Source organism: Pedobacter sp. B4419 (assembly GCF_059693725.1).
Map to the genome: position 1 here is coordinate 43,266 of NZ_JCASSL010000002.1, position 23,242 is coordinate 66,507.

The 23,242-nt window shown below is 41.1% G+C and carries 15 protein-coding genes; 4 read left to right on the forward strand and 11 right to left on the reverse strand.

Annotated elements, in window-relative coordinates; translation table 11 throughout:
• Positions 1-100: 100 nt before the first annotated feature.
• Positions 101-1,513, reverse strand: a complete 1,413-nt coding sequence (locus AC570H_RS11805) for an APC family permease (protein WP_497355012.1) — start codon at positions 1,511-1,513, stop codon at positions 101-103.
• 277 nt (positions 1,514-1,790) lie between these two features.
• Here AC570H_RS11805 and AC570H_RS11810 point away from each other — a divergent pair, with 277 nt between their 5' ends.
• The 3 genes from AC570H_RS11810 to AC570H_RS11820 all read left to right on the forward strand — a co-directional run bounded on the left by AC570H_RS11810 (position 1,791) and on the right by AC570H_RS11820 (position 6,587).
• On the forward strand, positions 1,791-4,052 hold the full coding sequence (locus tag AC570H_RS11810; protein WP_497355014.1) for a sodium-translocating pyrophosphatase: 2,262 nt from the start codon (positions 1,791-1,793) through the stop codon (positions 4,050-4,052).
• A 120-nt stretch (positions 4,053-4,172) separates the two neighbouring features.
• Entirely contained in the window at positions 4,173-5,900 is a 1,728-nt protein-coding gene (locus AC570H_RS11815; protein ID WP_497355016.1) for an amino acid permease, read from the forward strand.
• A gap of 120 nt (positions 5,901-6,020) precedes the next feature.
• On the forward strand, positions 6,021-6,587 hold the full coding sequence (locus tag AC570H_RS11820; protein WP_497355018.1) for a MarC family protein: 567 nt from the start codon (positions 6,021-6,023) through the stop codon (positions 6,585-6,587).
• A 543-nt stretch (positions 6,588-7,130) separates the two neighbouring features.
• Here AC570H_RS11820 and AC570H_RS11825 read toward each other — a convergent pair.
• From AC570H_RS11825 to AC570H_RS11860, 8 genes are all read right to left on the reverse strand, one after another.
• A complete protein-coding gene (locus AC570H_RS11825; RefSeq protein ID WP_497355020.1) occupies positions 7,131-8,831 on the reverse strand; it encodes a CehA/McbA family metallohydrolase domain-containing protein in 1,701 nt (566 codons plus the stop codon).
• 302 nt (positions 8,832-9,133) lie between these two features.
• Positions 9,134-10,297, reverse strand: a complete 1,164-nt coding sequence (locus tag AC570H_RS11830) for an RsmB/NOP family class I SAM-dependent RNA methyltransferase (protein ID WP_497355022.1) — start codon at positions 10,295-10,297, stop codon at positions 9,134-9,136.
• Positions 10,298-10,306: 9 nt separating this feature from the next.
• The gene (locus AC570H_RS11835; protein ID WP_497355024.1) at positions 10,307-11,512 is read right to left on the reverse strand and encodes an ABC transporter substrate-binding protein; all 1,206 of its coding nucleotides are present in this window, start codon (positions 11,510-11,512) and stop codon (positions 10,307-10,309) included.
• Positions 11,513-11,591: 79 nt separating this feature from the next.
• Complete coding sequence (gene guaA, locus AC570H_RS11840; RefSeq protein ID WP_497355026.1) at positions 11,592-13,118, reverse strand: glutamine-hydrolyzing GMP synthase; 1,527 nt, start codon at positions 13,116-13,118, stop codon at positions 11,592-11,594.
• Between the two features lie 66 nt (positions 13,119-13,184).
• Positions 13,185-15,236, reverse strand: a complete 2,052-nt coding sequence (locus AC570H_RS11845; protein ID WP_497355028.1) for a tetratricopeptide repeat-containing sensor histidine kinase — start codon at positions 15,234-15,236, stop codon at positions 13,185-13,187.
• A gap of 57 nt (positions 15,237-15,293) precedes the next feature.
• On the reverse strand, positions 15,294-15,734 hold the full coding sequence (locus AC570H_RS11850) for a deoxycytidylate deaminase (RefSeq protein ID WP_497355030.1): 441 nt from the start codon (positions 15,732-15,734) through the stop codon (positions 15,294-15,296).
• A 51-nt stretch (positions 15,735-15,785) separates the two neighbouring features.
• Positions 15,786-17,072: a sugar MFS transporter gene (locus tag AC570H_RS11855; RefSeq protein ID WP_497355032.1), complete on the reverse strand. Its 1,287-nt coding sequence runs from the start codon at positions 17,070-17,072 to the stop codon at positions 15,786-15,788.
• A gap of 160 nt (positions 17,073-17,232) precedes the next feature.
• Positions 17,233-18,840, reverse strand: coding sequence for an MFS transporter (locus tag AC570H_RS11860; protein WP_497355034.1), 1,608 nt, complete (start codon positions 18,838-18,840; stop codon positions 17,233-17,235).
• Between the two features lie 204 nt (positions 18,841-19,044).
• Between AC570H_RS11860 and AC570H_RS11865 the strand changes: the two genes are divergently transcribed.
• A complete protein-coding gene (locus AC570H_RS11865) occupies positions 19,045-19,668 on the forward strand; it encodes a LysE family translocator (RefSeq protein WP_497355035.1) in 624 nt (207 codons plus the stop codon).
• Between the two features lie 473 nt (positions 19,669-20,141).
• On the opposite strand, the gene AC570H_RS11870 is transcribed toward AC570H_RS11865, so the two are convergent.
• Both AC570H_RS11870 and murI read right to left on the reverse strand, forming a co-directional pair.
• Complete coding sequence (locus AC570H_RS11870) at positions 20,142-22,043, reverse strand: amidophosphoribosyltransferase (RefSeq protein ID WP_497355037.1); 1,902 nt, start codon at positions 22,041-22,043, stop codon at positions 20,142-20,144.
• A gap of 311 nt (positions 22,044-22,354) precedes the next feature.
• Complete coding sequence (gene murI / locus AC570H_RS11875) at positions 22,355-23,179, reverse strand: glutamate racemase (protein ID WP_497355039.1); 825 nt, start codon at positions 23,177-23,179, stop codon at positions 22,355-22,357.
• Between the last annotated feature and the right edge of the window lie 63 nt (positions 23,180-23,242).

The window sequence follows — 23,242 nt, forward strand, 5'->3', positions numbered from 1 at the left end:
ATTGTCCCTGCTTTTCAAAAAAGACGTTGAGTCTTTGCTGTTTTGAAAGAAGAAGTTCAGAGCAGAAACTCATTTTCTACTCCAAACTTCCAATGCTATACTACTCTTTAGGCTTGGTGAAATAATATACCGGAATACCCACCAGCATGATGAGTACACCCCAGCCACAAGTGCTGGTTTTGGTGATCAATAATCCTATAGAAATGGCCGAAGCGATGATTACATACAAGAAAGGCAGTACCGGATAGCCAAAAGCCTTATAGGGACGTTCTGCATTTGGCATTTTTTTTCTTAAAATGAAGATCCCCAAAATGGTCAGGATATAAAATATCAGTACAATGATGATCACAAAATCTAATAAATCACCGTATTTTCCGGTCAAACACAAAGCCGAGGTCCAAATACATTGTGCCCAAAGTGCCCACTCAGGCACATCGAAACGGTTAAGGTTGCTTGCTTTTTTAAAGAACAGACCGTCTTTGGCCATGGTGTAATATACCCTGGCTCCAGCCATGATCAAACCGTTGTTACAAGCGAAAGTAGAAATCATGATCATAATGGCGATAATCTTTGTTCCGATATCACCGAAAATATATTGGGCGGCCACAATGGCTACGCGGTCTGATGGTGCATGCGCAATTTCATCGAGAGGCACAACAGCCACATACATGATATTGGCCAAAATATAAATTACGCTTACAATTAAAGTACCCAAGAACAAGCTCAAGCCCACGTTGCGTTGTGGATTTTTGATCTCTCCGGCAATAAAGGTTACTCCGTTCCAGGCATCGCTGCTAAACAAAGAACCCACCATGGCCGATACAATACCGGCAAACAGCGCACTGCCACCAATATTAACCCAAGAACCGGTTTCCATGACGAATTTTTTAGAATCCCAGGCATTGGTCCAGTTGGCATTCCATACTTCAGCCTTGGCAGCCAAGCTTAATCCAAATATGATCAGTCCGAACAGAGAAAGGATCTTGATAATGGTTAAGAAGGTCTGCAGCATCTTCCCATTCTTAACGCCCCTGCTATTGATAAAAGTTAACAAGACAATGGTTACTATCGAAACCAGTTGTGCAGCGTTTAACTTAAACGAACCAATTTCGTACAAAATATTTTGATCGCTAAAAGACGGAATAAGGTAGGCCGCAAATTTGGAAAAGGCTACTCCCACTGCTGCAATGGTTCCGGTTTGGATCACTGCAAAGAAGCTCCAGCCATATAAAAAGGCGATCAGTTTATTGTAGGCTTCTTTGAGGTAAACGTACTGTCCGCCTGCTTTTGGAAACATGGCGCTTAATTCGCCATAGCTTACCGCGGCGATCATGGTTACCAAAGCTGTAAGCACCCAGATTAAAATCAGCCAGCCTGTAGAACCAACATATCTGGTCATTTCAGAGCTTACAATAAATATACCTGAGCCTATCATCGAGCCCACTACAAGCATTGTGCCGTCGAATAGCCCGAGTTCGCGCTTAAAGGCGCCTTCTTCTTTTTGGATTTCCATGTTCAGTTTTAGTTTGTTTTGGTTTAAGTTTAGCTTATATTGGGCTAATATATATAAAAAAGACATAAAACAAATGGGCGCGGGCAATGGCCAACTCGGCTGATAAGTAGTAATCGGAAAATGTTGACAATCATTTTCATAAAAATTTGGTTATTAGCTAAACACGATTATTTTTGCATCCCTTGTATTATTTTTATTTCATCTGGCTACATTTTATTTTTTATGTCAGATGGAAGCTAAAGGTTCACAACTAAACAACCAAAATATAAATTAAACTATGGATTTTTTACAAAACAATTTAATCTATGCTATTCCACTCCTTGGCGTAATAGGCATCTTGGTGATGGCCATTAAAAGCGCCTGGGTGAACAAACAAGATGCTGGCGATGCCAACATGAAAGAACTTGCAGGCTATATTGCCGATGGTGCCATGGCATTTTTAAAAGCTGAATGGAAGGTATTGAGCATTTTTGCCGTTTTTGCCGCTGCTTTATTGGCCTATTCGGGTACTGTACATGAAATTAATGGAAAACCCATCCATTCAAGCTGGATCATTTCGATTTCCTTTTTGGTAGGTGCTGTTTTTTCTGCAACTGCAGGCTATATCGGTATGAAGGCTGCAACAAAAGCAAACGTTCGTACAACACAAGCCGCTAGAACCAGTTTGAAACAAGCGTTAAAAGTGAGTTTTACAGGCGGTACCGTAATGGGTTTGGGCGTAGCTGGTTTGGCTATACTGGGCTTAGGTGGATTGTTTATTATTTTCCTTTCGCACTTTAACGTAATTGGATCTGATGGCGTAAGTGTTGTAAACATGAAAACAGCCATCGAGGTGTTGACAGGTTTCTCTTTAGGTGCCGAATCGATCGCCTTGTTTGCACGCGTAGGTGGCGGTATTTATACTAAGGCTGCCGATGTGGGTGCCGATTTGGTAGGTAAAGTTGAAGCAGGTATTCCTGAGGATGACGTGCGTAACCCTGCCACCATTGCCGACAACGTAGGTGATAACGTAGGTGACGTAGCCGGTATGGGCGCCGACTTGTTCGGTTCTTATGTGGCTACTATTTTGGCTACCATGGTTTTGGGACAAGAAATTGATGCCAGAACAGATTCTTTCGGTGGGATGTCTCCAATCTTATTGCCAATGGTAATTTGCGGATTGGGTATTATCTTCTCGATCATCGGAACTTGGTTCGTTACCATTAAAGACGAAAAATCTAATGTTCAGAACGCATTAAACCTGGGCAACTGGTCTTCGATTGTGATTACGGCGATAGCCTCATTCTTTATCGTAAAATGGATGTTGCCTGCTACCATGTCTTTACGTGGTTATGAATTTTCGAGCATCAACGTATTTTACTCCATTTTGGTTGGTTTAGTGGTAGGCACAATTATGAGTGTTGTAACCGAATATTATACCGCGATGGGCAAAGGACCAGTAAATTCAATCATTCAACAGTCTTCAACTGGTCATGCGACTAATATTATTGGTGGTTTATCAGTAGGTATGAAATCAACTGTAATTCCAATTTTGGTTTTGGCTGGCGGTATCATGGCTTCTTATCATTTTGCTGGCTTATATGGTGTAGCGATTGCTGCCGCAGGTATGATGGCTACAACAGCGATGCAGTTGGCTATTGATGCTTTCGGCCCTATTGCCGACAACGCCGGTGGTATTGCCGAAATGAGCCAATTACCTCCAGAAGTACGCGAGCGTACAGATAACTTGGATGCGGTAGGCAATACAACTGCTGCTACTGGAAAAGGTTTTGCCATTGCTTCTGCCGCGCTAACTTCATTGGCTCTATTTGCTGCCTTTGTGGGTATTGCAGGCATCACTGCTATCGATATTTACAAGGCTCCAGTATTGGCAGGTCTGTTTGTGGGCGGTATGATTCCTTTTATCTTCTCCGCCTTATGTATCCAAGCGGTTGGTAAAGCAGCCATGGACATGGTACAAGAAGTTCGTCGCCAGTTTCGCGAAATTCCTGGCATTATGGAATATAAAGCCAAACCAGAATACGAAAAGTGTGTGGCTATTTCTACCAAGGCTTCTATCCGCGAGATGTTATTGCCAGGTGGTATTGCCTTGATTACTCCGGTAATTGTAGGTTTCATATTTGGCCCAGAGGTATTGGGTGGTTTGTTGGCCGGTGTTACCGTATCTGGCGTTTTAATGGGTATTTTCCAATCTAACGCAGGTGGCGCATGGGACAATGCCAAAAAATCTTTCGAAAAAGGTGTAGAGATCAATGGCGAAATGCACTATAAAAAATCAGAACCGCACAAGGCTTCTGTAACTGGTGATACCGTGGGTGATCCATTCAAAGATACTTCAGGTCCGTCAATGAACATTTTGATCAAGCTGATGTCTATCGTTTCCTTGGTAATTGCACCTTACATTGCGGTAAGCAGTACAAACGATGCACCGCATACAGAAGTGATTAAGCAGATCGAAGTGAGAAAGAGCGTAGATTCGCTAGGCAACGAAAAGCTAGACACGATAAAAAATAGTGTAGATACCACTACACATCATTAATATTACCATTAAAGGGGGTTTTGAAGAAAAATCCCCTTTATTTTTACATTATTTTTATTTAGGTTTGAACCTTGTAATAAACTGAAAAACTTATTGAAACACTTTAACTAAACTTAAACTATGAATTTTAGAAAGTCAATCGACTTACTTACAAAAGAAGCAGAAGAAAGTGGAGAAGGCACGCTGAAGCGGACCCTGGGACCAGTAAACCTGGTTGCTTTGGGTATTGGTGCCATTATCGGTGCTGGTCTGTTCTCAATCACTGGTTCTGCAGCTGCAAACAATGCAGGTCCGGCGATTACCATTTCATTTATTATTGCAGCCATTGGTTGTGCCTTTGCCGGTTTGTGTTATGCAGAATTTGCATCAATGATTCCGGTTGCAGGTAGTGCCTACACCTATTCTTATGCTACCATGGGCGAGTTTATCGCTTGGATCATTGGCTGGGATTTGGTATTGGAATACGCCGTTGGTGCAGCTACCGTATCGATCAGCTGGAGCCGTTACCTAGTCAAATTCCTGCAGTATTTCGACATACACCTGCCCGCGCAGATGGTAATGTCGCCATTTGATACCGCAACTTTGGCGGATGGTTCAATCGTATCTGGCGTAATCAACTTGCCTGCGGTATTTATTGTGGTATTGATGTCTTTAATCTTGATCAAAGGAACTAAAGAATCAGCCGTGATCAATGGTATAATTGTTGCCGTTAAAGTAGTTATCGTAATGATTTTCATCTTCTTGGGATGGAAATACATCAACACAGAAAACTTCACTCCTTATATCCCTAACAATACTGGCAAATTTGGCGAATATGGTATCTCAGGTATCATTAGGGCAGCTGGTATCGTATTCTTCGCCTATATTGGTTTTGATGCGGTTTCCACTGCAGCTCAAGAAGCGAAAAACCCTAAGAAAGATATGCCTATCGGTATCTTGGTATCCTTGTTCATCTGTACTATCCTTTATATCTTGTTTGCACACGTAATGACAGGTGTAGCCAATTATGAGTTGTTTAAAGGTCAAGACGGTATTGCTCCGGTTGCCGTAGCGATCGATAACATGGGCGTTAAAAATGCAGCTGGTGTTGTTGCTCCTGCTTATCCTTGGTTAAACAAAGCGATTATCCTAGCTATCTTGGGTGGTTATGCTTCAGTAATCCTGGTGATGTTGATGGGCCAATCGAGGGTATTCTTCTCGATGAGTAAAGATGGTTTATTGCCAAAAGTATTCTCTAGCGTACACCCTAAATTCAGCACTCCTGCAAAAAGCAACTTGTTGTTCATGGTATTTGTGAGTTTGTTCGCGGCTTTCGTTCCTGCTCGTGTAGTAGGCGAAATGACCAGTATCGGAACACTTTTCGCCTTTATCTTGGTGTGTATCGGTATCATGATCTTAAGAAAACGCATGCCAGACTTGCCAAGAGCATTCAAAGTGCCTTTGGTTCCTTTGGTTCCTATCTTAGGTGTAGCCGTATGTTTGGGCATGATGGTATTCTTGCCACTTGATACTTGGGTACGTTTATTGGTATGGATGATTATCGGTATCAATGTGTACTTGTTCTACGGTATCAAAAACAGTTTGCTATCTGATAATGTGAAAGCAACCATGATGAAGAGCAGCAGAACCGTTTCTTACGTAGGTTTGGCATTAGCCATTATGCTCATCATTGTAGCCATCTTGCACCACCACTTGTCGTTAGAGGCAATGGCAGTTGATGCTACAGCTACTGCAGATGTAGGCTTGTACTACTTCTCGTTAGCCTTTGCGGTATTGCATGTACTCATTTATATTTATAGATTAACTACTGTAAATAATGTTCAGCCTAAAATAGGTCCTAAAGGATAATTATTTAGAATGAGCTATAAAAAGCCTTCCGATTTTAAATCGGAAGGCTTTTTTGTTGTTATAAAGTTTACCTTATATTCTCACATAAAGCCTTAACTTTGTTACAAAATCATTACCGCCATGCAATTCGACTTCAGCCAAATCCTTTCTACCACGATGGTTCTTTTTGCCATTATCGATATTTTGGGTTCCATTCCGATCATTATCGAGTTGCGAAAGAAAGCTGGCCACATCCAATCTGAAAAGGCAGCAATCGTGGCCACAGCTTTAATGATTATCTTTTTATTCGCTGGCAAAACCTTGCTTAACGTAATTGGGGTAGATGTAGAATCATTTGCTATTGCGGGCTCTTTTGTAATCTTTGCCCTGGCCATGGAAATGGTCTTGGGCCTTACCTTGTTTAAAGAAGAATCTCCAGATACGGTTTCTATCGTACCGCTGGCCTTTCCGTTAATTGCCGGTGCCGGAACCATGACCACCCTTCTGTCGCTCAAAACCGAATACGCTACCCAAAACATCATTGTGGGCATTATCCTGAACATGCTCTTCGTTTATTTTGTGCTGAAGAACACCAATCGCCTAGAAAAGCTATTCGGCAAAACAGGCCTGAACATATTAAGAAAGGCTTTCGGGATTATTCTTTTGGCTATTGCGATTAAGTTGTTTAGGACAAATACAGGATTGTAGACTTAGTTGGAAGTCTTTAGTCAGGCGTCCGAAATCGAAGACCCGTCATTGCGAGGCATGAAGCAATCTTTTTGATAAACTTTCAGTTGATGATAAAATCAAAGGTAAAAATGTAACCTTTTTTGATTATATTAGTCAAAGAGTAAATCAAGTACCACTGAAATGAACAATTTTGAGCAATTTACAGTGATTATCGGCGTTCTTGCCGTTATCTTCGAAGCCATCAGGCATTTGAAAGATAAGCTCTTTGGCCGAAAGCATAGCCACTAACACTATTGCTTAATTAGCCGAGCTACAAACACATCCTTAAATGAGTTACACTGGTAATTTAATTAAGCCAAATCATCTGTGTAAATGCCCCATTGGCAGCAATATCCCATACTTCTACCCTAACCCATTTTCTGTTTGCGAGATTTACGGGCCAGCTAAAAGACTGCTTACCGAAAGACTGTGTCTGGTTTAAGTTAATTCGATGACGATAAACTTTATGACCATCACCAGATACGATCTCAACAAAATTTAGCGGAAAGGTCCAATCAAGTGTCATTCTAACTGTTGTTTTTTCCTTTTTTTAAGTTTCAGTGTCTCTCCGGCACCTTTTCCATTTATATTAAAAGAAGGAATTAAAACTTCTCCTGTCGAAACGAAAAATTTCCCATTGCTAATTGCATCCAGCACAGGCTTCCAACCTTTATCATAAACTGGCAGCTTATCCATTTGCAGGTAATTTACATTCAAATGCGCATACATTTCATTCTGGTGGGTAATAGTAAAAATATCGGCTTCAGAAATTACATGTTTTCTTAGGCCCCAGTTTGCCATATCATCCATTAGGTTAAGCACGCGCTTGCTGAGTGTAGGCAAGGAAAGATCTGCTGGTATGGGCTTCCAAGCCGCACCTAAAAAGGTTTTTGATTTAAAAAAATCTTCGTCTTTATATTTATCAGGATAACCTGTGGAAGCCTTTGTTCTGGCATGAGCAGTCCAAGCCAAGCCTTTTTCATCTTCAAGTAATTTGAGCATTTCTTCCTTACTACCAACATGGTAAACTTTACCATATTGTAGATCAGTGGTTACGAATGGGGTTTCTTTGTCTCTAGACATTACCCAGTAAATTGGTTTCGGAAAGAAAGCCAGCCAATGGCCACCGTAAAAATTATTGGCTTCTTCTCCAGGAAGCAAAAGAAATGTAGAATCAGAAAGTCTTTTAGATTGATCAAATAAAGCTTTTAACTCTTTAAGACGGATAGTATCTGGTCCTTTTGGATGCCCAGGCCCATGAAATTCTGCAAGCTTTACAATATCAAGTCCTGCTTTTTTTAACACCTCAACAAACTCCGGACGTTCTGGAATAGGTTTGCCTTTTAATACTACATCTGATATAAATTCATTATGAAAATGAGTTGCCATTGTTTTATAGCCTGGAATTGGCACATAAGCGTCTCCATGCGTATACTTTTTCACCTCCATCAATGTCAAATCTGCTTTATTGGTACTTAGCAAGCAGAAAAAGTTTAAACGCTGTTTGGTTTGCGGAGGTGCATTAAACCATGGCACATAACGTTTGTCTCCCATTGGATCTTGGCGTATTCCTATCCCATAACCTGGAATAAGAGATAAGTAATTTTTTCCTCGCCAAGTAAACTTAAGGTTAAAGGCTTCATCCAAGGGATAAAAATATTGATGTGGTGCCGGAAAAACTGCAAGGCTTCCTACTTTGCTTTCGCCTATTACCGTCCGATATTTAACCTCTAAATTTTCACTGTTGTCATTTATTGAAGCTTTTTCTATTTGCATTTTATCATGCACATCTGCCCATCCAATGTTTTCCCATAGCTGCTGCTGATTAACAAGTCCAGCATCATATAGGATGGCTGTTGAATCATTTTTAGTAGTCATCACGGCCGCAACATTAAATAATGGGCTACCATTGTACATCGTAATTTCTAAGTAACCGCTAAATGGGGTAGCGTTCATTTCAGAAATCTGAACAATGGTTTGCGAGCCTGACGTAAATACTTTGGTTTTTAATTTGTCAAAGCCAATAAGGCTTGTGGTATATGGCCTAGTTGGCACTCTGTCAAAAAAAACATCCCAACCTCCGCTCGAAGGGCTCAATGTTCTTTTTCCCACTCTTAACACAAATACGGGATCTAGGTTTGAAGCGATTTCTTTGAAAACTTTCGCTTTTTGGAGCTGAATACTCTTAAATAAAGGTTTAGCTCTATCAAGATCAAGGATCATTTTTCCGTTTCCGGCTTTACCCGCTGGCCAATTAATCGTTATTTTTTTTTGATCAATGCTAACAGTAGATCCGTTTTTTTATAGGACCTTAAATCTACTGAAGATTGAGCATTAACTACCATGTTGGCACATAATAGCACTAAGAGCATTATATTTTTGGCTAGGTGATTTTGCATCTTCATATCATCTTTATAAGCATCCTTTAATTAACTATATTTTGGTTGAGTAATCCAAATTATAGAATAATAAATAACATCTTGATAAAACCGCAAATAAAAAGGGGATCAACTAAAGCTTAAATTTTATGTCTTGATCAATCTGGCAACAAACATGCTGTCGGCTTTGTGTTCATAACCTTTAATCAATTCCATTTTTTCAAGTTTGAGGTCGAAGTTTTTGGTCAGGTATTCAACCATATCTTCATTTTCAGCCTTGAACACAGAACAGGTCATGTAGATAAGCGGTTTGCCTTTTTTAAGATATTTTACCACGCTTCCGGCAATTGTCTTTTGTAGTTTATTGTAATTTTCTACTTTATAGTTTTCAAAAAAGCAGAGCATTTCTGGCGTACGGTCCCAAGTGCCTGAGCCCGAACATGGCGCATCAACCAAAATGCCATCGAATTCGTAATGGTGCAATACCTGATCGTTGTTCTGGAGCAGATCGATCACTTTTTGGTGGTATTTCTTAATTCCGGCCAATTGAAAACGTTCCTGCAAATTGCCCAGGCTGGTTGCCCGCACATCACTTACCAAAAGCTCAATCTGCGGTTCTAGGCTATGCAGCAATAATGATTTTCCGCCAGATGCCGCACAGCAGTCCCACCAATAATCGCCAGCTTGGGGTTCAAAATAATCCCCTGTTTGCTGCGATGAAAGGTCTTGTACCTGATAGAGACGCTGATCGCTGATTAGCTGTTCCAATTTAGTGCCATTAGGCAAAGCTAAGGTTGTTGGGCTTACAACTCTTGCTATTACATCCTGAGCTTTTAATTGATTAATAACAGCTTGGATATGTGTTTCCTTAACTCGGATAAACAAATCGGGCTGCACAAAAAACGAGGCATCAAAAGCGTGTTGGTCAATATTTTTAGACAGCTCTTGCGCAAAAACAAAAACATCCGAAAGTTTAAATGCAGGATAAGCCTTTTGAATAATTGAAATCTTGTCTGCCACCGGAAGCGAAAATGAATTTTCGAGTTCAGGCAATTGGCTGGTACTGATGAGGCTTGGCGTATCGTTGCAAAGAAAATCGGCAATTGCCAATCTTTCAATGGTCTTCAATTTGCCCAAGGCTTTTCCCAACCTGAAATAGCTGTAGATGTAGCGAGTTGCCCATCGCCTATCTGAAGAGCCCATTTGTTTATTCTGCTTAAAATAGGCAAACAAATAACGGTGCAATGGCAATACGCCATCATAACTGTCTAATAATTGTTCAAAGGCTCTGATCTGATGTTCTACTCTCATTTATGCGGATTAATCTACCACAATTAAGTTAAGGTTTTTGAACTGTACTAACATCAAATCTTTATTCACATAACCATACTGTGGGTTATATTCAAACTCGAAACTATTATGCAGCCCCTTGTATTTTTCTTTAACCAGGTAATCCAGGTAGTCTTCGCCATGTTTGGCCAAGAGCTTTGCAAAGTAAAACCCGATATCGAAACCTTTAAAAGAGTATTCGCTAGGTTCAAAATTAAATTCGGCACGGTACTTTTTAATGAAATTCACTGTAGCCGCACTTTTATAATCGATGTAGTAGGAAGAACTGATAATGGTATTGAGGTTTTGCAGCTGCTCTATATTGTAATTCTGCTTGGCCCAATTCGGATGGCCAAAAAGGTTAAGGTCATAGCCGCCAGTCCTCAAGTTTTTAAGCTTAGCCAATTTGTCGACGCTAGGCGCTACAAAAGCCAATTCTGAAGAACAGATCACCACAGCATATTTTTTGCCTTTGATCATCCTTGTTTCGAAGGCATAGGCCGATGTAAATTCCTGTACAATATAGTTAGGGTACTTTTCCTTAAAACGTGCCCTTAATGGTGCCGCAAATTGTTCGTCAGCAGTTTTCTTGGGATTGATCAATACCACGATGCTAGCATTGGCCTGGTAATGATCGGCAATGTAATCGGCTATTTTACCAGCATGCTGATCAATATTGTTCACAATAGAAATCAGTTTTGGGTTATTAAATTCGCTGGGCTTAGAAGCGGCCAAAGGCGATACCATGGTCAAATCGTTGGTCATGGAGTAAGTAGACAAATACTTTACGCCTTCCGGAAAAACCGGTCCGATAATCAGGTTGCTGCCTTTTAAGCTTCCCTTTTTTACCAGGTTGGCCAATTGGCTATTGTCATCTCGCGTATCGTATACGTTCAGCTTAAAATTGAGACCCAAAGCAGTAGCCGAGTCAATCCCCAACTTTACCCCTTGATAAAAATCAATGGCCATATTAGACCTATCCAATTGCGCTTTGGTAGCCGTTTTCAAATTTACCTCATTCAGCTTGAAAGGAATGAGCAAGGCAATATCACCCTGTGTAAATTTCTTTACAGGCTTTTCCGTTTTAGGCACCTTTGGATCAGTAGTTGGCTTTTTAACTGTATTGTTTACCTTGGGCGAACAACCAACTACAGCCAGGAGAAACAACGCACAAATCAGTCTTAAGTATTTGGTCATAAGTTTGATTAGGATAAAATTTCCTATCTATTCCGACAGGAAAAACCGAGAACTGCTAACTGAAAACTGTTAATTTAACCTATTCCCACTCAATAGTTGCTGGTGGTTTCGAACTGATATCATAAACAACGCGATTAATTCCTTTTACCTTATTGATGATTTCGTTCGAAATTTTAGCCAATACATTATAAGGCAAATGGCACCAGTCGGCCGTCATGCCATCAACAGATTCTACTGCACGAAGGCAGATTACGTTTTCGTAGGTACGCTCGTCGCCCATTACCCCTACCGATTGTACAGGCAAGAAAATAGCGCCAGCCTGCCATACATTGTCGTATAATCCGGCTTCTTTTAAATTATTGATGTAAATGGCATCGGCTTCTTGCAAAATAGCCACTTTTTCTGCGGTTACATCGCCCAAAATCCTAATGGCCAAACCTGGACCGGGGAAAGGGTGACGACCCAAAATAAAGCCTTCTATGCCTAAGGTTTTGCCTACTCTTCTTACTTCGTCTTTAAACAAGGTATTGAGTGGCTCTACCACTTTAAGCTTCATAAAATCTGGCAAGCCACCTACGTTATGGTGCGATTTAATGGTTGCCGATGGTCCTTTTACCGAAACAGATTCGATTACATCTGGGTAAATGGTACCTTGTGCCAGCCAGGTCACATCTTTCACTTCATGCGCAGCATCATCAAAAACCTCGATAAATACACGGCCAATGATCTTGCGTTTTTGCTCAGGATCTTTCACACCAGCCAATTGGCTCAAGAAACGATCTTTGGCATCAATGCCTTTAATGTTAAGGCCCATATGCTGGTATTGCTCCAAAACGCTTTCGAATTCGCCTTTGCGCAACAAGCCGTTGTCTACAAAAATACAGTGGAGGTTGGCACCAATTGCCTTATGCAATAAAATGGCAGCCACGCTAGAATCTACACCGCCAGACAAGCCCAATACTACTTTGTCATTGCCCAATTGTTTTTTCAGCGTTTCGATGGTTGTTTCCACAAATGCATCTGGAGTCCAGTCTTGGGCGCAACCACAAATATCTACCAAGAAATTTTCCAATAGGATTTTCCCGTCTGTGCTATGTGTTACTTCCGGGTGGAACTGGATGGCATAGGTTTGGGTATCTTTTACATGGTAGCCTGCTACCTTTACTTCGGCTGTGCTGGCAATAATTTCGAAATTATCGGGCACTCTGGTAATGGTATCGCCGTGGCTCATCCATACCTGTGAATCGATGTTTACACCTTTGAACAACTTGTTCTCCTGATTTACAAAGCTCAAGTTGGCCCTGCCATACTCTCTGGTAGATGATGCTTGAACATCGCCTCCGCTTTGCTGTGCAATAAATTGCGCTCCGTAGCAAACTGCCAATAATGGATAGGCCTTGAATAAATTGAGGTCTACATAAGGCGCATCTTCTTGGCGAACCGAATAAGGACTGCCTGAAAGGATAATTCCTTTTACAGTAGAGTCTAGCTCTGGAAGATGGTTGAAGGGATGGATTTCACAGTAAACATTTAGTTCGCGAACACGACGTGCAATAAGCTGGGTAAACTGAGAACCAAAATCGAGTATGATGATTTTTTCTAGCATGGGCAAAGATAGGCTTTTTAGTTGATTTTCACAGCTAAAAATCGAACACTAATTTAATTTATAGCCTTAGCTATTAGGAAGCGAAAAATAGAAGGTGGTACCGCCATCGATATTGGATTCGAACCATATTTTGCCTTCATGGGCCTGGATAATCTGCCTGGCTATCGACAATCCCAAACCATATGACTTTTCGCCTTTGGTGCCTGGACGCTTCGCACTGGTAAACAATTGAAAAACTTCATCCTTAAGACTTTCCGGAATGCCCAGCCCCTGGTCTTTTACTTCAACCAGCACTTCTGTTTCAGACAATTGAACCTCAACCGCTATCCGTGTTTTTTCATCGCTGAACTTGATGGCATTGCTGATGAGGTTATTGATCACTCTGATGATCTTTTCTTGATCGATCTTTAATGGAATGTTTTTGAACTCGCACTGAAAATGGATAACCTGTTGCTTTTCGCTGGCCTTAAATTGCAACAGCTCTATTGCATTGGTAATGAGTTCCACTAAATTGCTTTGCTCTCTTTTATCTATGATCTGTTTTTTACTTTGGATTTCGGCAGCTTCTATCAATTCATTGATCAGTTTGAGGGCATTTACGCAGGTTTCTTTAATCAGCAAATGCTTTTCCTTATCCATCTCGTCTTTGTTATCAAGCATAATCAGCTCGATAAGGGTAGAGATACCGGCAATAGGATTGCGCAGGTCGTGCGCTACGGCACGCAAGATATTGTCTTTGGTGGCATTGCTTGTTTTGAGTTCTATGAGGGCTTCTTCCAGTTTCTGCTTTTGGAGCAGCACTTCGTTGTTTAAACTGGTAAGTTCGCTTACGCTGTTTCTCGATTTTTTCCAATAAGAAATGATCAGGATAATGATCACGATGGCCATTACAGAAAATACCACCGTTACATACAAATAAATGCCCTGCAATTGCTTCTCTCGTTTCAGGTAGCTGATTTCGCTTTGGCTATCCAGATTCCTAAAGCGTTCGCTAATGTCTGTTGCCCTTAGCTTATCCAACTCGTCCTGCACCGAATCTGTCATGGCTACATACCTCGACAATTGCGCATAGGCTTGGGCTTTCTCCCCTATCTTATCTAGGTATTGCGCATTGAGGTGGTGGTATTCCCGGGTTACTTCCTCTGCATTGATACGGCCAATGCTAACTTGAAGTTCGTACAACAACTTTTTGACTTCTTGTCTCCTGTTGGTTTTGAGGTAGAGCTTAATCAGTTTGATCTTGGTCAACGCGGCATCTGCATTTTCGTAGCCAGGCCTCCCATTAATGTCAATGCTCTTTTTGAGCAGTTTTTCGGCTTTTTTGTAATCGCCTTTTTTAAAATATTCGCCCCCAATATTTCCGTAAACTACTCCCCTTGCCACACTAAAAAGCTTCTTCTTTTCGGTTAACGTATCGTTTTTATTGATGTAGGCCAATGCCCTGTTATAGGCAAGGAGCGCACTATCTGTTTGGTTTCGCTTGGCATAGCAAAGTGCGATGTTATTAAGGAGTTCCTGCTTCCTGTAGATCTGAAAAAAGTCTTGTACGCAACTTTCCGATTCTTCAAAGCCTTGGTTAAAGAAATAGGCTGCATCGGCATATTTGGCCTGTCGGTATAAAACCATTCCCATTCGGTAACTGTAGTCGCTACTTGTACAATCATCTTTTTTGAGGGCCAGGATCTGCTTTGCACGATAATAGTTTTTATACGAATCGTCATATCGCCCCATGGCAAACAATACATCTCCCTTAGAATAGTACCCCAATGCCAGTTCCCTGATGTAATTTTCGTAGTTATCTGATTTCTCGATCACCAAAATCATGCTGTCGGCATAATTGAGGGCTTTGGCCATGTTTTTTTTATGCAGGTAATAGTAAGAGCACAGGTTGCCATAGATCTTAAAGCGTGCACTGGCATCTAATTTTGGATTGTTTCTGAGGATATGCTCCAGTTTTTGAATGCTCTTTTCCTTGTCTTTATCATTTGCATAGGTCCACGAAGAAAGGCTAATGATCGAATCAATAGAATTTTTAGTGGAATCAACATTTTTTTTGTCTTCGCACGCCAAGGCGCATAGCACAAAAAATGCCATGTAATATTTGATGAGCTTAATCAAGATTTACTATCTGGGGATAATTATTCTCGAAAAATAAGAAATTCTAAGCTAATAAAATTAACTTAATGGAAAATCGTGTTGCAGCACTTCGGTTTTTACACCAAAGCGATTTAGAAAATCTACGCCCTCATCGCTAGGCAGGCCTTTATAGGCTGCATAAGAATCTTTAAAATACACTCTTTTTATACCCGAAGAAAGGATAAGACGGGCACAGGCAATACAAGGAGACAAAGTGGTATACAGGGTAGCTCCTTCCAATTTAGAGCCGTTTTTGATGGCATAGAGAATGGCATTCTCCTCAGCATGCAAAGCCAATGAGCAAGAACCCTTGCTATCGCGCGCGCAACCGGTTTCCGGCCACTCTTCGTCGCAGTTATGGGTACCCGATGGTGGCCCGTTATAGCCTATAGAGATAATCCGGGTATCTTTGGTAAGCACAGCCCCAACATGGGCCCGTACACAATGTGAGCGGGCAGCCAGGTCTGAAGCTAAATTCATAAAGATTTGATTAAAAGACGGTTTATCCATGATTTAAATACAATATTAAAATTACTTGCTTTGGCCTACCTTATGTCCGTACGCCGAAAAATACAAGATGTAGAAATAACAAGGCATCATGCTTACGAAAAACGCAAGTTGAAAATGCATACCTGCCACATCTTTTAAATAGCCATACAACAAAGGCCAGATTGCCCCACCGGCAATGCCCATAATCATAATGGCCGATCCGGTTTTGGTAAACTTGCCCAAGCCCTTAATGCCCAACGGAAATATAGCTGGCCACATCAGCGAGTTTGCCAATCCCAATAGGGCTACAAATATAACAGAGGTATAGCCACTTGATAAATAAGCAGCGGCTGTAAACAACAGTCCTAAAAATGCACAGATCTTTAAAGCCGCTTGTTGACTAATGTATTTGGGAATGGCAATGATCCCGATTACATAGCCCACCAACATGCCACTGAGCGTAAGTGTGGTGAGGTATTTGCTTACATCGGCACTGATGCCCAATTGCTTGCCATAGGTTCCGATAATATCTCCTGCCATTACTTCGGCGGCTACATACACAAAGATACAGAAGGCGCCCAGAAACAAGTGCGGAAACTGAAAGATACTGGTTTTGGCTACGTGATTAAGCTTGTCTTCTACTACTTCTTCTTTGTCTACATCAATTTCGGGCAGACTTGAAAACTTAATAAACAAGGCAAATAAAGAGAATACAACAGCCAAAACAATGTAAGGTGTGTATACCCTATTGAGTACTTCGCCAAGGAGCGCTTCTTTTTCTGCAAGAGTAGTTGCTGCATTGCTGATTTTGGCTTCGATACCAGAGGCATTTTTTAAGAAGATAGACCCCATAATGATCGGCACGATGATACCAGCAAATTTATTACAGAGCCCCATGATGCTGATCCGCTTGGCCGCGCTTTCTATTGGACCAATAATGCTGATGTAAGGGTTTGAAGCCGTTTGCAACAAAGACAACGCTGCACCCTGAATGAAAATGCCGGTTAAAAATAGACCAAAGCTTCTGCTGCTTGCTGCTGGAATAAAAACAAGTGAGCCGATGCCCAATACGAGCAGGCCAACTACAATTCCGTTTTTAAAGCCCATCTTTTTCAATAGCCAAGATGAGGGCAGCGCCAAAAAGAAATAGGCGATGTAAGAAGCAAAGGTTACGAAGAAAGCCTCCAGATCGGTTTTTAGGCCACAAGCTAGTTTAAGAAAGGGAATTAAGGTACTGTTTGCCCAGGTTACGAAGCCAAAAATAAAGAAGAGGGCGCCGATAATAGCAATGGCCTTGACATTGCTGTCTTGTTGGTTTTTGTTTGTCATTGGTAGGTAGATTAGTTTGTGGCGCCTAATATGCAATTAATAAATTGCTCTGCCAACCCAATGGGCCATATTTAAGGTAAAATTTTGCTTGCTAAAGCACTTTAAACAGAAAAAGCTCCCCCATAAATATGGAGGAGCTTTTTTATAAGATGATTATCGACTAGTGTCCGCCTTCGGCTTCTATCTTTTCAACGTCAATACCTTGGCTTTTTAAAATACCGCTTACTCTCCATGCGAAGAAAATCAGGTAAGCAAAACCTAAAACAGGCACAATATAAGACATGTGGATACCTTGACTATCGGCTAACTTACCCTGGATTGGAGGAATAATTGCGCCACCCAAAATCATCATGATCAAGAATGAAGAACCTTGGCTAGTATATTTGCCCAAACCTGTAATCGATAATGCAAAAATAGACGGCCACATAATTGAGCAGCATAAACCACCGCTCACAAATGCAAATATCGCTACCTCGCCAGTAGTAAATAGACCAACTAGCATGGCAATCACGCCTAATGCGCCAAAAATAGCCAATGTTTTTGCCGGCTTTTCCTGACCAATATAAAATGCAACTACCATTACGGCAATACTAATTGCATAAACATATAAATTGCTTACATCGGTTCCGGTTGCGTGATTAACCAATAATACAATGGCAAATGCAACAAAAGGAACAACAATAGTCAGAATGTTGCGGGCAGTTTTTGTTAAATTAAAAGCACTTACAGCACCCGTCCATCTACCAATCATCATGCTGCCCCAGTATAGAGAGATATATTGCTTGATGGCAGATTCTTCAAAGCCGCCAAAAGAAGGCAATTTCAATAATGCACCTAAATTACTCTGAATAGTTACCTCTGTACCTACATATACAAAGATAGCCAGCATACCTAAAATCAATTGCGGGTATTGCATTGCGCCCCATTTAGCCGGAACCTCTTTTTTAGCAGAATAGGCATAGATCAGTGCAACTAAAATGATGGCCAAAGAAGAATATACAAAAATCTCTTCCGATATGCCAGTCCATTTGGTTAACGAAGGCGCGGCCAAAATCATTAAGAACCCGATGATCATAATCACCAATGGACCATTTGATTTAGAGCTGGATTCGATCTTTTCGTTGCTGGTCACATCTGGCAATTTAGAGATAGCAAAGAAAACAGCTACGGCTAAGAACAAGCCAGCCAGGATATAATATAGGTTATTAATAGAAGTAATTTCAACTTTTGAAGCATCAGCGCCCGCAGCAGTACCAAAAAGAAGCACACTTACAATTACAGGGCCCATCAAACCGCCAAAGTTATTGATACCACCCGCCAGGTTCAAACGGTGCGTACCGCTTTCTGGCGCACCTAAAGCCACCACAAAAGGCTGTGCAGCGGTTTGTTGCAGCGAAAAACCAATCGCAATTACAAAGAACACCAATAAAATAAACCCAAATGAACCAGAATGCACTGCAGGGATCATTAATAAAGCACCCCCGGCCGAAATAACCAAACCTGCTATAATACCCTTTTTATAACCGATTTTATTTAGGATATCGACCTTACTTGCCTGAGATAAAAAATACAAAATCAGCGAGCCGATAAAATAGCCACCATAAAAGGTAAAATCGACTAATTGGGATTCGAATTGTGTAAGGTTAAAGTGCGTTTTACAGAATGGGATGAAAATACCATTCGATGCAGCTACGAAACCCCAGAAAAAGAACACAGTGATGATTGTGTACAGTGCTGTTCCGTAGTTTTTTTGCGATTGTTGTTCCATGAGTTTGGTTAGGATTAATTCAATTTAAATTTAGTTTGTTAAACATAAATAAAATTTATTGCTTACTAAAGTGTAATTTTTACACACCAAAAACAGCTGTCTGAATTAAGTAAATAGTGCTGCCAATTGGCGAAAAACTAAGGTAAAAATGATAAGAATTTAACTATAAAAATCGCATATTAGCGTAAAATATATGATAGGCTAATGTTTGAAGCGATTTTATTGGGCATGGGTGCCGGGCTAATTTCCTCATTCTTAACTGGTCCCGTTTTTTTTGCGATGATAAAGACCAGTATCGAACGTGGATTTAAAGCAGGGTTTTCATTAGCGGTAGGTGTAATTTTTAGTGATGTAATCTTAATAGGACTGGTGCTTTTTGGTAGCCAGTTTTTAGAATACCAAGCCAGCTTTGACAAATATGTTGGCATAATTGGGGGCATTTTTCTATTTGCCGTGGGCATCTACTATCTTTTTGCCAAGGTTTCTATCAATTACGAAGAAAATAAACTGGTTAAGGTAAGCAAACGGGGCTACCTCCTCAAAGGCTTTTTGATGTGTATTTTAACACCATCAACACTCATGTTCTGGATTATCGTAACCAATATCATCTCCATCAAGCTCAACAACAGGTTTAACGAGAAGCTGTTGTGCTTCTTTATCGCCATGGCTACCCAGCTTACCATTGATGGATTGAAAAGCTATTATTCGAGCAAGCTGCGCTATAGGATCAAAGAGAGTTCCTTGATTAAGCTCAACAAGATTGCCGGCGTCATTATTATCCTTTTTGCCATTTGGCTGGTTACGAAGACTTATATCAAGTTTTATTAGTATAGGGTCTTGCGTAGAGCGTAGTGCGTATTAGGTATTACGTAGTGAGTATTGCGTAGCGCGTATTGGGTATTACGTAGTGAGTATTGCGTAGCGCGTATTGGGTTTGCGAATTGCTTTTGAAGCGCAGTGTTCCTGCCATAGTTTAAAGGCAGTCCAGCTTTGCGCTGTATCTTTTTTGCCTATAGCGGCAAAAAAGGATGCCGCTCCAATCTGGGCTATAAACCCGAGACAATGCAACCTAACCTAGCTGTAGAGACCGAAGTTCCTTAAACCTTATTGGAGCGAACACGAAATGCAATGAAGTAAAGCCGAAAGAAGGACCACAATTGCCGATAAGTATTAGCACTGTTTTCTAAAATCTCATTTAGTCGGAAATGCTTTCTGATTTTGCTATTTGTCCGCAACGCAATTGGAATCTAGGTTGCAGATCCCGATCAACGTGGCCCTAAAAGCCAAAAGGCCTACTATTTCTAGTAAGCCCTTTGATTATTTCCTTCTTTCCAGTTAACGAAAGCCTTGTTAACGACCTTGTTTCCTCCTGGGGTTGGATAGTTTCCTGAGAAATACCAATCGCCGCTGTGGTTAGGACAGGCTACATGCAGGTTATCTAAAGTTTGATAGATGACCTCCACTTCTGCCACCGTGCCTTTTGGCGTGATGATTTCTGCAATTTTATCTGAAATCTCCTGTTGCTTAAACGGCCTGTAGATTTCTTTAACATGATTAATGATTTCTTCTTTAGGCAAGAGCAACGAAGCTTTACATTTTTGGTATACTTCTTCAATGATATGATCCATGCCACGCTCCTTTAACAGTTGTATGGCTGCATCAAAGGCAACGAATTGTCCCATTTTAGACATGTCGATCCCATAGCAATCCGGATAACGTATTTGTGGAGCCGATGAAACGATCACAATTTTTTTAGGGTGCAACCTATCAATGATCTTGATAATGCTTTGCTTTAAGGTGGTGCCTCGAACAATAGAATCATCTACTGCAATCAGCGTATCAGTATGGTTTTTGATTACACCATAAGTGGTGTCGTAAACGTGAGCCACCATTTCTCCCCTGTCTGCATCTTGCGTAATAAACGTACGCAGCTTTACATCTTTAATGGCGAGTTTTTCTACACGAGGCGCCATGGACAATAGTTCGTCTAGCTCTGTATCGTTTAACTGCTCTTTGCGGTTCAGCAAGGTATCTTTTTGTACTTCCCTGATATAATCGTGCAGGCCTTCTACCATTCCGTAGAAAGAAACCTCAGCTGTATTAGGTATAAAAGAGAATACTGTATTTTTCAGGTCTTTCTTAACCGATTCCAATACTTGCGGAATAAGCAAATGACCTAGTTTTTTGCGTTCTTTATAAATATCTGCATCGCTGCCTCTCGAGAAATAGATGCGTTCAAATGAACAGGCTCTCTTTTCTGCAGGTTCGCGGAACATTTCTTGGGTTACCGTGCCGTCTTTCTTTACAATTAGGGCATGGCCAGGCTCAATTTCCTTTACCTGTTTAATTTGCACATTGAATGCCGTTTGAATAGCTGGCCTTTCTGAAGCGGCCACCACAATCTCATCATCCGCATAATAAAATGCTGGACGAATGCCCGAAGGATCGCGCAATACAAAAGCATCGCCATTGCCTACAATACCCGAAATGGCATAACCACCATCCCAGTTTTTGGCAGAACGACGAAGAATATTAGCCATATTCAAGTTCTTCGAGATTTTTTGAGTGATCTCTACATTGCTTAAACCTTCTTTCTTGTACTCGTCGAACAACTCTTGGTTCTCATCGTCTAAGAAATGACCAATTTTTTCCAACACCGTTACCGTATCTGCCTTCTCTTTCGGATGCTGGCCCAACTCGTACAATTGCTCCAGCAACTCGTCAACGTTGGTCATGTTAAAGTTCCCGGCAATCACCAGGTTCCTGGTCATCCAGTTGTTTTGGCGCAAAAACGGGTGACAGTTTTCGATGCTGTTTTTGCCATGTGTACCGTAACGCAGGTGACCTAACAAAACTTCGCCGATAAAGCTTACGTTCTGTTTCAGAAACTCTGTGTCTTTCATCAACTCAGGCGTTTCGTTCTGAATGTCGACAAATTTGTTTTGGACATACCCAAAGATATCTGCAACTGCATTTTGCGCCATAGAACGGTAGCGGCTGATGTAGCGGCTCCCTGGTTTCATGTCGAGTTTAATAGTTGCAATACCAGCTCCATCCTGACCGCGATTGTGCTGCTTTTCCATCAACAAGTATAATTTGTTGAGGCCGTAGAGTGCAGTACCGTATTTTTCTTGGTAGTATGAGAGAGGTTTTAACAGGCGGATAAAGGCTATCCCACATTCGTGCTTGATCTGATCGCTCATTGATTGTGATTGAGCCGCAAATTTACCCTTTTAAAAATTCAAAACCTAGAAAGAAATGGTATGAATTGACAGATTATCGTAATATCTAAGACGGATGATGGAAGAGGTAAAATGGAAGAGGAAAAATGGTTCGGGAACTCGTTTATTAGCTCATTAGTTTATTGCTGGCATTGGTTTATTAGCTGATTAGAGGATTTGCTAATTGTAAAATTGCTGCAAATTGATAACTAGCAACTGGCAACTGATAACTAGCAACTGCCCACTGGAAACTGATAACTGGCAACTAAAAACTAGCAATTGATAACTACTGACTAAAGACCAACCTTCTTCGAGCTCACTTCTTCTCCCAAAAACAAAGAAGCATGCTCGTTAAAAGATCTTACATCCCCAGAAGTGTAATAGGCCCTCGATCCGTTTTTCGCTAATCGGCTTTCCATCTCTGGATGCCTGCTCAGGTAATCAATCAGGCTGTCAGCCACGATTTCTCCCTGCGAAAGCAACTCGACATCGCTACTCAGGTATTGTTGCATCTTAGGGATCAATAAGGGGTAATGTGTACAGGCCAGCAATATGCAATCTATAGCTGGCGCTTGTTGCATCAGCTGTTTGATGTATTTATCTACAAAAAAATCAGCCCCTGCGTCTAAATGCTCTCCGTTTTCGATCAGCGGTACCCACATCGGGCAGCTTTGCTGGTGCACTTTTACTTCAGGAAAAAAATGGCCGATCTCCATCAGGTAAGATTGAGAATTAACCGTTCCCCTAGTGCCCATTACACCAATGTTTTTGCTTTTGGTATAATTGCCTACCACTTCTGCAGTGGGCCTGATCACGCCCAACACCCTCCTATCAGGATATTTTTTTGGCAAATCCAATTGCTGGATGCTTCGCAATGCTTTTGCCGATGCAGTATTGCAGGCCAAAATAACCAATGGACAACCTTGGGCAAACAACCATTCTACACATTCTAAGGTATATTGGTAAACCGTTTCGAAAGAATGGTCGCCATAGGGCGAGCGGGCATTATCTCCCAAATACAGGTAATCGTATTGGGGCAATTTTTGGGCTATCGATTTGAAAACGGTCAATCCGCCGTAACCAGAATCGAATACACCTATGGCTGGTTGATTATTCATGGCAAAAAAAAAGCGGAATTGGATTTATCTTCCAATTCCGCACAAGATAGTAATTATCTTAAA